Raw genomic sequence first — 13,282 nt, forward strand, 5'->3', positions numbered from 1 at the left:
CGTATGTCAGGATTGGGAAACGGACAGTGCACCCAAGGGGGAGTGGATGTACCGCAAAGGCACAGGTCGCGGGAGTGGACGCACGAGGGGGGTGAAGGCGGGGGTGGCGCTCGCGGGAGCCGCGGCGCTGCTGCTGTCCGGGTGTTCCTCGGACGACGGCAAGGACAATGACTCGTCCAGCGGCCCCGTGAAACAGCAGCCGAAGGGCAGCGACCCGTACTGGGTCAATCCCGACGGGAACGCGGCGAAGCAGGTCACCGCGTACGAAAAGGACGGCAAGGACGACGACGCCGGACTGATCCGGAAGATCGCCGAGCAGCCGGTCGGCGAGTGGATCGGCCCGGAGAACCCGGAGCAGGAGGCGCGCGGCTACACCGAGGCCGCCGAGAAGGCCGACCGGGACGCGCTCCTGGTCCTCTACAACATCCCGCACCGCGACTGCGGCCAGTTCTCCAAGGGCGGCGCCGCGGACGGCAACGCCTACCGTGCCTGGATCGACGGCGTCGCCAAGGGCATCGGCGACCGGCCCGCCACGGTCATCCTGGAGCCGGACGCGGTCCTGCACATGGTCGACAAGTGCACCCCGGACAACCTCCACGAGGAGCGCTACGACCTCCTCAAGGGCGCCATCGGCAAGCTCAAGTCCCTGAAGAACACGAAGGTGTACCTGGACGCGGGCAACGCGGGCTGGGGCAAGGAACCCGACTCGATCTGGGAGCCCCTGAAGTGGTCGGGCGTCGAGCAGGCCGACGGCTTCTCGGTGAACGTCTCCAACTTCCAGACCACGCAGGCCAGCATCGCCTTCGGCAAGACTCTGTCCGGCAAGGTCGGCGGCAAGCACTTCGTCATCGACACCAGCCGGAACGGCAACGGCCCGTACGACGCCAAGGCCAAGGACCCCTGGTGCAACCCGCCGGGCCGCGCGCTCGGCGAGGCGCCCACGACCAAGACGGCCGACCCGCTCGTCGACGCCTACCTCTGGGTCAAGCGGCCCGGTGAGTCGGACGGGACGTGCAAGGGGGGACCGAAGGCGGGGGAGTGGTGGCCGGAGTACGCGCTCGGGCTCGCCAAGTCCGCGAAGTAGCTCCCTTCCGTACGCCGATGGGGCGCCCTCCTGAGTGGAGGGCGCCCCATCGGCGTATGCGGGTGAACTCCCCTGGAATCAGGGGATCTTGACCCACTGAGCCTTGCTCGGTGTGCCCTGGTCGTCCGTCACGAACAGCATGTACCAGCCCGACTCGACCAGGCTGCGGTTCTTCGGGACCGTCACCGTGACCTTGTCGCCGGACTTCTTCATGTCCAGGGCGATCGACGTCTGGTCGATGTCCGTGACGTGCGTCGAGGCGCTGGGCCGGATCAGCCGGGCCGTCTTGAGGGACGTGGCGTGCTTCGAGGTGAACGTCCCGGAGCCGCCGCGCGCGATCGTCTTCGGGCCGCCGCTGAGCGAGGGCCGCGCGCCGTGGTACAGGTACGGCGGCGTGTAGATCTCGATGCGCTGCTCGAACTCGCCCGGCTTGGTGTTGGCCTTGTCGGCGTAGAGCGAGTCCGAGCCGAAGAACATCACGCGGCCGTCGGGCAGCAGGATCGAGCCCGAGTGGTAGTTGCGGCCCACCTCCGGGTCGGCGACCCGGTTCAGCTCGTTCGTCCTCGGGTTGTAGATGCGCGCCTGGTGGATGTTGGAGTCGCTGCGGCCGCGGTAGTCCTCGGAGCCGCCGGAGATCAGGACCGTGTCGTCGGGCAGCGTGGAGATCTGCGGGTAGCGCGTGCCCTTCTCCAGCTCGGGGCCGTCCGTGAACTTCGGGTTCGGGTCCTTCAGGTCCACGATCCGGTTCTTCGTGCTGGACTCCTTGGACTCGCCGACGCCGCCGCCGCCGACCACCATGTACTTCTGGTCCTGCGCGGGCGGCAGTTCGACGGTGCCGGACGTCTCCAGGAGGTCCGGGTCGCTCATGCCGGGGATCTTCTGGAACTTATTCGTCCTGAGGTCCCAGATGCCGGGCTTGCGGCCCACGTTGTCCGGGCCGTAGCCCGCGTTCGAGCCCGAGTAGAAGAGCTTCCCGCTGGCCATCTGGAAGATCGCCGGGTACGTCGGGAACTGGCGGATGCCCTTCGTGTACGTCCACTTCTTCGTCTTCGGGTCGTACACCTCGTTCTTGCCCGGCACCAGCTGGCCGATCTCGTCGAGGCCGGAGAGGCTGAGCACCTTGCCGTCGGTGAGCGTGGTCAGCGTGGGGTACCAGCGCGCCTCGTTCATCGGGTCGACCTTGATGTACTTCTCCGCCACCGGGTCGAACTCGAAGGAGTCCTTGATGCCTTGGAAGTCCTTCTTGTCGAGGGCGAGCTTCTGCGCGATGCCGTAGACGTTACGGGTGTCGGAGCCCTTGAGGCCCTGCACGCGGTAGTTGTCCTGCGTGCCCGTCTCGTGCTTGGCGCCGCTCTGCTGCGCCTCCACGTAGACCCGGCCGAGGCCCGCCTCGTTGCGGATGAACTTGCCGGTGTCCGGGTCGAAGACCCGCTTGGCGCGCTCGATCTGGACGGGGTCCTTGGAGACGAACGTCTTGCCGTTCTCCTTGCCGGTGAACTTGGTGCCCGCGGGCAGCGTCATCGGCTTTCCGGGGTCCTCGTTGTGGACGATCATCAGGCCGCCGGCCTTGGTGACGTCGCCCTTCAGCTTCTCGTAGCGCTGGGTGCCGCCCGCGATCAGGAGGTTGCCGTTGCCGAGCTGGGTGTGGCCGGTGCAGAAGAGGTCCTTCGGGGTGTCGATCTTCTTGATCGTGCCCTTCACCGGGTCCCAGAGGCGGGTGTCGAACTTCTTGTTGTCGAAGTTCTTCTGGTTGTTGCCGGACCCGGCGACCAGGAGGACCTTGCCGGTGTGCAGGAGCGCCGCGTGGATGGTGTTCTGGCGGTACTCCTCGGGGAAGTCGACGACGTCCCAGTGGCCGTTGTCGGCCTTGTACTCCGGCTTGTTGATCTTGTAGTTGTGGTACTTCTCGGAGCCCACGCGCCAGAGCCAGGGGCCGTTCATTCCGGCCAGCGCTAGGACCACCGCCGCGCCTATCGCGATGCGACGGGCGCGGCGGCGGCTGGAGGGGTCTTTCATTGCTTAGGGCTCCCGAGAGGAATCTGCATGGTCTGGTCAGGGGCTGCCCAACTGGGCTTCTGCTGTGGTGTGTGGGGCGCCTGTGGCGGCTGTGCCTGCGGCAGTCGCTGTGTGGCGGCCTCGCGCTGGTACGGCACCGAGAGCGGCGGCTCGTACGGTCCGGACTGCCCGGTCTGACCGGGGTCCGAACTCCCGCTCTCCGGCGGCTTCTTGGGCTTCTTCTTGTCCTGCCGCATGCCCCAGCGCCAGGCGAAGATCGGCGCGGCCGTGATCAGCAGGGCGAAGGTGGCCCACGTGATCATGGCCGGGTGGGAGTGCCCGTATATGAAGGACGCGGCCATGGAGGCGCCGAAGACCAGGATGAAGAACAGGTGGATGCGGAAGGTCCCGAACAGCGTGTCCGGGCTCGCCGAGTCGCCCTTGGGCGTCACCACGAACTTGCTCTTGCGGCGCAGCGCGGCGTCCATCAGGGAGCGCGCGTAGATCGGCGCCGACAGGGCCGACATCACCATGCCCGCCACGCCGCCGGAGCCCTCGGGCTCGTGCGGCGAGACGTTGTGGCGGCGGTTCCAGATGTAGAGGCCGATCTGGAGCGCCGATGCATTGCCGTACAGCATCAGCCAGATGGTCGGGTCGATGTCCACACCCGAGGCGCCCATGCCCAGGAACAGGGCACAACTCAGCGCCGCCAGGATCCAGTTCATGGCGGACATCGGGTAGAAGATGACCATCATCGTGTAGTTGAAGAGACGGCCCGGGGGCAGCGAGAACGGTGCCTTCCAGAACTGCTTGAGGATCGTTTCGTACGTCCCGCGCGACCAGCGGAGCTGCTGGGTGAAGAAGTCCGTCCAGGCGTTGGGGCCCTCGCCGACCGCAAGCACGTCCGGCGTGTAGATGGACTTCCACTTCTTGCCGGTGACCGGGTTGGTGGCGCGGTGGATCTCGAAGCCCGTCGCCATGTCCTCGGTGATCGAGTCGTACAGGCCGCCGATCTGCTTGAGGGCCTTGATCCGTACGGCATTCGAGGTGCCGACGAACATCGGCGCGCCATAGCGGTTGCCCGCGCGCTGGATCAGCGCGTGGAAGAGGAACTGCTGGGACTCGGCGGCCTTGGTGATGAAGTTGTCGTAGTTGCCGTAGACCTGGGGGCCGATCACGAAGCCCACGTTCGGGTCGCGGAAGAAGCCGAGCATCCGCTCCAGGTAGTTGGGCATCGGGACGTGGTCGGTGTCCACGGACGCGAAGTAGTCGTAGTCGTCGCCGTGCGCGTCCAGCCAGGCGTTGTAGTTGCCGTGCTTGGTCTTGGCGCGGTGCGGGCCCTTGGCCTGGTTCCACTTCGCGACGCCCTTGCGGGAGAAGTGGTGCACGCCGAGCCGCCGGCAGACCTCCTTGACCGCGGGGTCGTCGCCCTCGTCCAGGAGCCAGACGTGCATGAGCCCGCGGTGGCGGATCTTGACCGCGGCCTCCAGTGTCTTCGTCACCATCTCCAGCGGCTCCTTGCCGGGCACGAAGGAGGTGAGGAAGGCGACGCGGGTGCCGGTCTCGGGCACCACCGGTATCGGGTCGCGGGCCACCAGGGTGGCGTGCGCGTTCGACAGCACGTTCATGCAGCGGAAGAACTCGATCAGGCCGATCGAGACGAGCATGACGACGTCGAGGACCGGCAGCCAGTCGTTGGCCACGTAGTCCCGCTCGGTCCAGTGCTCGGGCTGCAGCAGCCAGGCGAGCAGGACGAGGGAGAGCAGCGGCGCCGCCCCGAGCATCAGCGCGGCCCGGATGCGGTGCGGCTCCTGCGAGAGCAGGGAGCGGTACTGCACCGTGTAGGGCTTCGTCGGATCGGGCTGTGTGAGGGGCCCCGCGAGCCGACTGTAGTGCTCGTAGTCGTATCTCGGCAGCGACTTCTTGATTCTTCTGAAGCCGCCGGTCCTGTGCGGCGGCACCCGCAGCTGCGTCGTCTCCGACGGGTCGCTTGGCCGGCCGCCGGTCGGCGTCGACGTCATGAGTCATCCCCCCGCGCGCGGTCCCCCGCGCGGTCGTTGGTCCTTCCGCCCGCGATGATCCCCCAGATCACCGTGAACGCGTCAGTGGCAGGCCACCGTCCCCTTAGACAGGAAAAGACGACCTTCCGGTTGCATGATGCCCCCCTCGGCATCCGTTCATGAACGGCACCCCCCGTGCCCTCCCCGCGACTGCCTCCGCGCAACCGGCTGTGACCCCCAACTGCCCTGCACCGCAAGCCTCATGAGAGCCATAGAGAGGACAGGGTTCTACGCCGCACAGCATGATCGCAAGAGCGAAACAAGCTCGTTACGTGCCATAAGGGCTGTTTGTGTTGCCTGTTGGGGCAGGAGCGCTCAACCGGGTACGAATGTTGCCGAAATGCTCACGAAGGGAACGTTCCGCTCTGAGGACGTCCCCGGAGCGCACCGCGTCCAGGATCTCGCGGTGCTGGCGGCAGGTGACCTTGGGATCCTGCGGCACGTCCACCAGGTCGGTGCGCACCCGGTGGAAGGCGTCCCAGAACGCCTCGAGCACCTCGCCCAGCAGGACGTTGTCGAGGCCCCGGTAGAGCGCGGCGTGAAAGGCCCGGTCGGTCTCCGCGTGCACGGCGCCGCTGGGTGAGGCCGCCTCGGCGTCCATCCGGTCGACCAGGGCGTCGAGTTCGGCCAGGTCCGCCTCCGGGACGCGGCCCGCGAGCCGGGCGACGAGCCCCGTCTCGACGGCCTCGCGCAGCTCCAGGAGCTGGAGCAGGCTGTCCTCGCCGCGGTAGTGCCCGGCGACGGTGCGGAAGGTGAGCCCCTCGATCATCGGCGCGACCGACATCGGGCCGACATACGTGCCGAAACCGTGCCGGATCTCCACGATGCCCATCGCCTGGAGGGCCTTGAGCGCCTCCCGTACCGAGTTCCGGCTGACGCCGAGGAGCTCCATCAACTCCGGCTCGGTGGGCAGGGAGGCCCCCGAGGGCAGTCGCTGGTCGATGATGAGCTTCTTGATCCGCTCCTGTATGTCGCGCGCCATGGCGCAACGGTAGCGGGAGAGGTACGGGTGTCGACCCTGCCCAGACACGACGAAAGCCCCCCGCGTGAACGGAGGGCTTTCGCTGTCTGTGCGCCGCCAGGGACTCGAACCCCGGACCCGCTGATTAAGAGTCAGCTGCTCTAACCAACTGAGCTAGCGGCGCCTGCTGACCTGGAGAACTCTACCGGACCGGGAGGGGTGCTCCGGACCACGGGCGGGCGGCCGGGAGGGGGCCCGGGCTCGGTGCCGGGCTCGGTGCCGGGCTCGGTGCCGGGCTTGGTGACGGGCTTGGTGACGGGACCGGTGACGGGACCGGGCGTCGGGGGGCGCTCCATCATTCGGACCGTCAACATGCGATATCCGAGGACAGTTGAGAAACTGACGGACGTGCAGATGCGCGGACATTCTTGCCCGGGGCCTTCCCGGGAGTGTGAGGGGAATCGCATGGAGAGCGCTCCGGTATTCGAGGAATTCGAGCCCGGGAGCGACTGCGACTGCCTCGGTTGTATTCAGTGGCGCCGTCTCGGAGCGCATGCGCTGCCGGTACGGCTCGGGGGGCACCCGGCGGCGCACGGGGCCCGGCGCGCGCTGGTGCTCGCGGCGGCGGCCGGGTCGGTGCTCGGGCCGGGGCAGGCGGTGGCGGCGCCGGACGCGCCCCATGCGCCGCACGCACCTGAGGCGCCCCACGCGCCGCACGTCGAGGGGGCCGGGCTCCGCGGGGCGCTGCCGCTCACCCCCGCCGCCGACGACCCCGACACCCCGCAGGCCGGGGCGAGGGCCCCGCTGCACGGCAGCCCCGGCGCCCCGGCGGCCGCCCGCACCACCACCCGGGCCGAGATCATCAAGCGGGCCAAGAAGTGGGTGGCCGCGAAGGTCCCGTACAGCATGGACAAGTACTGGCCGGACGGATACCGGCAGGACTGCTCGGGCTTCGTCTCGATGGCGTGGAATCTCGGCGGGAACGAATGGACGGGCAGCCTCGACAAGTTCGCGGTCCGTATTTCCCGGGAGGAGCTGCAGCCCGGCGACATTCTTCTCTTCCATAATCCGGCGAACCCCGAGAAGGGCTCGCACGTGACGCTTTTCGGCGGCTGGACGGACTACACGCGCACGTATTACATCGCGTACGAACAGGCCCGTCCGTACGCCCGTAAGCAGGCCACTCCCTACGCCTACTGGAACAACGGCGACCGCTATCTGGCCTACCGCTACAAGGGCGTGAAGGGCGGCGGCTCGAGCGGTCCGGCGCAGGGGGCCGCGACGCCGTACCCCGGGACGAGGTCGTTCGGGCCGGGGGCGAACAACAAGTACGTGACGCTGCTCGGCAAGAAGCTGATCGCTCGGGGAGCGGGGCGCTACTACCGCTCGGGCCCCGGGCCGCACTGGTCGGAGGCGGACCGGGCGGCGACCCGGGCGTTCCAGCGGGCGCAGGGCTGGACGGGGGCGAGCGCGGACGGGATCCCGGGCCCGTCGACCTGGTCGTATCTGATGCGGGGGACCGGCCGTGACGTGCCGGGCGGCAAGGGTGGCCAGGGCGGCAAGGGCGTTGCGGGGGGTAGCGGCGGCAAGAGCGCGGGTGGTGGGGGTGCGCACGGGGCGACCGCCTATCCGGGCGCGGGCCACTTCCGGCCGGAGCAGTCCAACGCGTGGGTGGAGCGGCTCGGCAGGCAGCTGGTGAAGAAGGGGTTCGGCAAGCACTACGCGCAGGGGCCGGGCCCCCGGTGGAGCGAGAGCGACCGCCGCGGCGTCGAGGCGTTCCAGCGGGCGCAGGGCTGGCGGGGCGCGGCGGCCGACGGGTACCCGGGGCCCGAGACCTGGCGGCGGCTCTTCTCATGACCGAGAGACGGATGACCGAGGCACGGACGACGGAGGCAGGGATGGGCACGGCAGCGCAGGCGCAGTCGCAGTCACCGGAGCAGCCGGGGCGGCGGGTCATTCAGAGCGAGGCGACCACGGAGATCCCGGTGCATCTGCTGTTCCGGGACGAGCCGGAGGCAGGCGCGGCCAAGGCGGTGCCGGTGGCGCCCGCCGTGGTGCGGCGCCGACCGGTCACGGGGACGGGAACGGGAGCAGGGACGGGAGCGGGAAGAACGGGGGCTGGGGCGGGCGAGCGGGCGCGGCCACCGGTGGGTGCCGCGCGGGCGGTGCCTGCGCGGGCCGTTCCCGAGCCCGACCCCGACTGTGCCGAGCGGCCCGCGCGGGTGCTGCCGGGCGCCGCCGGGGTGTTCGCCGGGGCCGCGGGCCTCGCCGGGTGTGTGCTCGGCACCTGGTGGGCGGGGGTGCTGCCCGAGACGGCGGCCCAGCTCGTGGGGCTGCCCGGGCCCGAGGGGCTCGCGGGCGAGCGGATCGGTGCCGGGCAGTGGGCCTCGCTCGCCGGGTCGGGCGCCCTTTCGCTGTTCGGGTTCGGGGGGCTCGCGCGGGGGCGGGTCGGCCGGGCGTGGGTGCTCACGCTCTTCGGCCGCTACCGGGGGACCGTGCGCAGGACCGGGCTGCTCTGGGTCAACCCGCTGCTGCTGCGCCGCCGCGTCGACGTACGGCTGCGGCACTGGCGCAGTGAGCCGATGGCCGTGGTGGACCGGAGCGGGGTGGCGCTGCGGGTCGTCGTGCTCGTGGTGTGGCGGGTCCGGGACACCGGGCGGGCGCTGCTCGCCGTCGAGGACCACCAGGAGTATCTGCGGGAGTGCGTGGAGGCGGCCACCGCCCGGGTGCTGTCCCGGCTGCCCGCCGACGCCTTCCACGACGACGCCCCCACCCTGCGTGACGCGGAGGCCGTCGGCGAGGCGCTGACCCGGGCGCTCGCGACGGAGGCGGCCGCGGTCGGCGTCGAGGTGTTCTCGGCCCAGCCGACCCGCATCGAGTACGCGCCCGAGGTCGCCGCCGCGATGCAGCGCCGCCGTGTCGAGGCCCTCGACGCCCGGCACCGCGACAGCGTGCTGACGTCGGTGGTGGACTCCGTCGAGGACACGGTGACGCGGCTGACCACGCGCGGCCTGGTGGAGCTCGACGACTATGAGCGCAAGGCGTTGGTCAAGGATCTGACGGTGGCGTTCTATACGGGGCATGGAGAACGCTGACGCTGCCCCGGTACGGGGACTGGAGAACGCTGACGCTGCCCCGGTACGGGGAGTGGAGAGCACCGGCCCTGCCCCGGTACGGGGAGTGGAGGACAACGGCCCTGCCCCGGAACGGGGACTGGAGAACACCGGCCCTGCCGCCGACCCGGCCACCGGCCCGGCGCCGGTGCCGGTGCCGAACGGGCCTGTCCGCCCCGGCCTCGACCGGCTCGCCGCCGACGCCTGGCAGCTCACGGCCGGCGACGCGCCCCGCGTGGTCCTCGGCATCGCCGGGCCGCCCGGCGCCGGGAAGTCCACCCTCGCGCGGGCCCTCGTGGAGCGGATCGGGGCGGGCGCCGCGTACCTCCCGCTCGACGGATTCCACCTCTCCAACGCTCAGTTGGCGCGCCTTCGACTGACCGCGCGCAAGGGTTCGGAGCCGAGCTTCGACGTGCACGGGTACGGGGCGCTGCTGCGGCGCGTGCTCGCCGACACCGGCCGGGACATCTATGTGCCCGACTACGACCGCACCCTGCACGAGCCGGTCGCGGCCCGGCACCTGGTCGCGCCCGGCGCCCGGCTCGTCGTCACCGAGGGGAACTATCTGGCCTGCGACCTGCCCGGATGGCGCGAGGCGCGCGCCCTCATGGGGGAGTGCTGGTATGTCGAGGCACCCGGGGACGTGCGCCAACAACGGCTCATCGAGCGGCAGTTGGCGGGTGGGCGGACACAGGAGGGGGCGCGGGAGTGGGTCGCGGGCAATGACGACCCGAACGGAGAACTCGTGGAGACCTCGCGGAGTCGCTGCGATCGGATCCTCTCCACGATTGGTATGGACATGTTCAACTACCGGCAATAATCTGGGCCTTGGTCTAGACCGGAGGAACCCCCCTCTCCGCATGGCCGACCCCGCGGCGCGCGCAACGGCTCACTAGAACTCCCCCACGTTCTCCAGGAGCGACAGCATGCGAAAGAAGATCTACGCCTCCCTGCTCGGACTCACCACGGTCGGAGCCTTCGTGCTCTCCAGCGGGGGCGCGAGCAGCCACGGCTACACCGACCTGCCCCTCAGCCGGCAGAAGCTCTGTGCCAACGGCACCGTCAGCGGCTGCGGTTCCATCCAGTGGGAGCCACAGAGCGTCGAGGGACCCAAGGGCTTCCCGGCCTCCGGCCCCGCCGACGGGCAGATATGTTCCGGCAACCACGGCGAGTTCGGCGCGCTCGACGCCGCCAAGGCACCGGACGGCAAGGCGTGGCCGACCACCAAGGTCAGCGCGGGCGCGACCCAGACGTTCCGCTGGCAGTTCACCGCACGGCACTCCACGACCGACTTCCGCTACTACATCACCAAGAACGGCTGGGACGAGAGCAAGCCGCTCACCCGGGCCTCCCTGGAGACCCAGCCCTTCCTGACCGTCCCCTTCAGTGGCCAGCCCCCGGCGACGCTCTCGCACGACGGCACCCTGCCCTCGGGCAAGTCCGGCCACCACGTGATCCTCGCGGTGTGGACGGTCGCCGACACGGCCAATGCCTTCTACGCCTGCTCGGACGTGCAGTTCTGAGCACCCCTTGAGCTACTTCCCCACCCCCCACGGGTAGGTTCTGCGCACGCCGCGAGCGACCTTCGCGGTGTGCGCAGCACCAACTTCGGGGGATTTCATGGAGTTCTTGTTCTACGCCGTGCCGAGCGTCATCGCGGCCGTGGTGGTCTTCTCGGCCGTACGGCTGCTGCAGCGGCAGACCGAGATCCGCAACGCCTGGAACAGCGGGTTCACCGCCGAGGCGCGCTGTCTGCGGACGTACACGACGACCCAGAGCCACAGCAACGGCAACGGCCATCATCACACCTCGACCACGCTGCACCACGTCTACGAGTTCGCCACCCGTGAGGGGCGCCCCGTCCGCTTCGAGGAGTCGAACGGGCCCGCCACCACCGTCGAGGGCGACTTCGTCACCGTCTACTACACGGCCGAGCGCCCGGAGGCGGCGACCGCGCACCCGCCGCGGCCCGCCGCGATGACGGCGAACACCATCGCGCTGCTCTGCGTCTTCGGGCTGATCCTGGTGTTCTGCTTCTACTTCATGGCGACGGCGCACGACATGTTCAGCGACGACTTCGGCTGGGACGACCCCGGTACCGGTGGCGGCTACGGCGACTACGGCGACTACGGCGACCTGTCGCCGGACGACCTGCCGTGACCGGTGCGAAGCGGCCGCGCGCTCTCCACATCTGACTTGACGTCAGATATCGTGCGCGGCCATGAGGAGCAACGGGAGCATCACGCGTACCGTCGCGGAACTCGTCCGGGAGCGGTGGGGCGACCACCGTCCCGGCCTGCGCTTCGAGGACCGGACGCTGACCCACCACGAAGTGGCCGCGGGGGCGGCGGCGCGGGCCGCGCTCCTCGCCGATCTGCTGCCGGGGCGGGGCGAGCCCCACATCGGCGTCCTGCTCGACAACACCCCTGAATATCCGCTCTGGTTGAGCGCCGCCGCCCTCGCGGGCGCGGCCGTCGCGGGCATCAACCCGACGCGGCGCGGCGCCGAGCTGGCCCGCGACATCCTGCACACCGACTGCCGGATCGTCGTCACCGAGCGCGCCCACCTGCCGCTGCTCGACGGGCTCGAACTCCCCGGCGTCCGCGTCCTCGTGACCGACACCGCCGCGTACGGGGAGCTGCTCGCCCCCTACCGCTCGGCCGCGCCCCGGATCGCGCGCACGGTCACGCCCGAGAGCCGCATGCTCCTCTACTTCACGTCCGGCTCGACGGGCGCGCCCAAGGCCGCCATCTGCAGCCAGGGCCGCCTGGCCGCCGCCGGGCAGTCGCTCGTCGACCACTTCGGGGTCAAGTCCGACGACACGCACTACATCTGCATGCCGATGTTCCACGGCAACGCCGTCATCGCCGACTGGGCGCCCGCGCTCGTGGCGGGGGCGGGGGTGGCGCTGCGCCGGCGCTTCTCGGCCGGTCATTTCCTCGACGACGTACGGGAGTTCGGCGCCACGTACTTCACGTATGTCGGGCGGGCCGTGCAGTACATCCTGGCGACGCCGCCGCGCTCCGACGACCGGGACAACCAGCTGCGGATGGGCTTCGGGACCGAGGCGGGCGCGGTGGACGCGGCGCGCTTCGAGGAACGCTTCGGGGTGCGGCTCGTCGAGGGCTACGGCTCCTCGGAGGGCGGCGCCGCCGTCCAGCGGACCCCCGACACGCCCGCCGCGGCGATCGGGCGGGGTGTGCCCGGCGGTGATCTGGCCGTGGTCGACCCGGACACCCGGGCGGAGTGCCCGGCCGCCGAGTTCGCCGCCGACGGCCGGCTGCTCAACGGGGACGCCGCCATAGGGGAGTTGGTGAACCGCGGCCACAACCCCTTCGAGGGGTACTGGCGCAATGCCGCCGCCGACGCGGAGCGGCTGCGCGACGGCTGGTACTGGACCGGTGACCTCTTCTACCGCGACGCGGACGGCTTCCTGTACTTCGCGGGCCGCACCGACGACCGGCTGCGGGTCGACAGCGAGAACCTCGCGGCGGCGATGATCGAGAACATCCTCGCGCGGTACGGGGGTGCGGCGGCGGTCGCGGTGTACGCGGTGCCGGATCCGGTGGCGGGGGACCAGGTGATGGCGGCGATCGCCCCGCCGCCGGGGGCGGGGGGCGGGCCAGGTTCCTTCGATCCGCTTGATTTCGCCGAATTCCTGCTCTCCCAGGCCGACTTGGGCACGAAGATGACGCCCCGCTTCGTGCGCGTGGTGGAGCGGATGCCCGTGACCGCCACGAACAAGGTGCGCCGGGCCGAGCTGCGAAAGGCGGGCTTCCGGTGCCCCGACCCGGTGTGGTGGCGGCCCGCGGGAGAGGGGGCCTACCGGAGGCTGGAGGGCGTGGATGTGGAGCGGCTCGTGGGGGAGTACCGGGAGCGGGGGCGGGAGGAGTTGCTGGGGCGGTAGGGCGGTGGGGCGGTGGGGCGGTGGGGCGGTGGGGCGGTGTCGGCGGGCCGGGTAGTGGTGGGGGCGGGGTGGGGACGCGGCGGTATGTCCGTCCTCGAAAAGCCGGGGGCGCCCTGTGAGTGCATGAGTACTGGCTTGGGTGGGGTGCTGTACCTGTCTCTT

General features: G+C 70.3%; 10 protein-coding genes and 1 tRNA gene. 7 read left to right on the top strand and 4 right to left on the bottom strand.

Annotation, left to right across the window (positions count from 1 at the left end):
- The first annotated feature begins 46 nt into the window (after window positions 1-46).
- On the top strand, window positions 47-1,084 hold the full coding sequence (locus ACFWYM_RS28085; protein WP_384843053.1) for a glycoside hydrolase family 6 protein: 1,038 nt from the start codon (window positions 47-49) through the stop codon (window positions 1,082-1,084).
- Between the two features lie 78 nt (window positions 1,085-1,162).
- Here the strand turns inward: ACFWYM_RS28085 and ACFWYM_RS28090 are convergent, their stop codons facing one another.
- The 4 genes from ACFWYM_RS28090 to ACFWYM_RS28105 all read right to left on the bottom strand — a co-directional run bounded on the left by ACFWYM_RS28090 (window position 1,163) and on the right by ACFWYM_RS28105 (window position 6,284).
- Window positions 1,163-3,100 carry a galactose oxidase-like domain-containing protein gene (locus ACFWYM_RS28090; RefSeq protein WP_384843056.1) on the bottom strand — a complete coding sequence of 646 codons (1,938 nt, stop codon included), beginning with the start codon at window positions 3,098-3,100 and terminating at the stop codon, window positions 1,163-1,165.
- On the bottom strand, window positions 3,097-5,100 hold the full coding sequence (locus ACFWYM_RS28095) for a glycosyltransferase family 2 protein (RefSeq protein ID WP_384843059.1): 2,004 nt from the start codon (window positions 5,098-5,100) through the stop codon (window positions 3,097-3,099). The genes ACFWYM_RS28090 and ACFWYM_RS28095 overlap by 4 nt, the downstream gene beginning before the upstream one ends.
- A 307-nt stretch (window positions 5,101-5,407) precedes the next feature.
- Window positions 5,408-6,121 carry a FadR/GntR family transcriptional regulator gene (locus tag ACFWYM_RS28100; protein ID WP_384843062.1) on the bottom strand — a complete coding sequence of 238 codons (714 nt, stop codon included), beginning with the start codon at window positions 6,119-6,121 and terminating at the stop codon, window positions 5,408-5,410.
- A gap of 89 nt (window positions 6,122-6,210) precedes the next feature.
- Window positions 6,211-6,284, bottom strand: a tRNA-Lys gene (locus ACFWYM_RS28105).
- A gap of 281 nt (window positions 6,285-6,565) precedes the next feature.
- Between ACFWYM_RS28105 and ACFWYM_RS28110 the strand changes: the two genes are divergently transcribed.
- From ACFWYM_RS28110 to ACFWYM_RS28135, 6 genes are all read left to right on the top strand, one after another.
- Window positions 6,566-7,957 carry a peptidoglycan-binding protein gene (locus tag ACFWYM_RS28110; RefSeq protein ID WP_384843065.1) on the top strand — a complete coding sequence of 464 codons (1,392 nt, stop codon included), beginning with the start codon at window positions 6,566-6,568 and terminating at the stop codon, window positions 7,955-7,957.
- Window positions 7,958-7,998: 41 nt separating this feature from the next.
- The gene (locus ACFWYM_RS28115; RefSeq protein WP_384843068.1) at window positions 7,999-9,195 is read left to right on the top strand and encodes an SPFH domain-containing protein; all 1,197 of its coding nucleotides are present in this window, start codon (window positions 7,999-8,001) and stop codon (window positions 9,193-9,195) included.
- Window positions 9,182-10,033, top strand: a complete 852-nt coding sequence (locus ACFWYM_RS28120) for a nucleoside/nucleotide kinase family protein (RefSeq protein WP_384843071.1) — start codon at window positions 9,182-9,184, stop codon at window positions 10,031-10,033. Before ACFWYM_RS28115 ends, ACFWYM_RS28120 begins: the two co-directional genes overlap by 14 nt.
- A gap of 106 nt (window positions 10,034-10,139) precedes the next feature.
- Window positions 10,140-10,736: a lytic polysaccharide monooxygenase gene (locus ACFWYM_RS28125; RefSeq protein ID WP_384843074.1), complete on the top strand. Its 597-nt coding sequence runs from the start codon at window positions 10,140-10,142 to the stop codon at window positions 10,734-10,736.
- A gap of 97 nt (window positions 10,737-10,833) precedes the next feature.
- Window positions 10,834-11,373, top strand: coding sequence for a DUF3592 domain-containing protein (locus tag ACFWYM_RS28130; RefSeq protein WP_384843077.1), 540 nt, complete (start codon window positions 10,834-10,836; stop codon window positions 11,371-11,373).
- A gap of 61 nt (window positions 11,374-11,434) precedes the next feature.
- Entirely contained in the window at window positions 11,435-13,120 is a 1,686-nt protein-coding gene (locus tag ACFWYM_RS28135; protein ID WP_384843080.1) for an AMP-binding protein, read from the top strand.
- The last annotated feature ends 162 nt before the right edge of the window (window positions 13,121-13,282 follow it).

It is taken from the genome of Streptomyces sp. NPDC059009 (assembly GCF_042740175.1).
Taxonomy (GTDB): domain Bacteria; phylum Actinomycetota; class Actinomycetes; order Streptomycetales; family Streptomycetaceae; genus Streptomyces.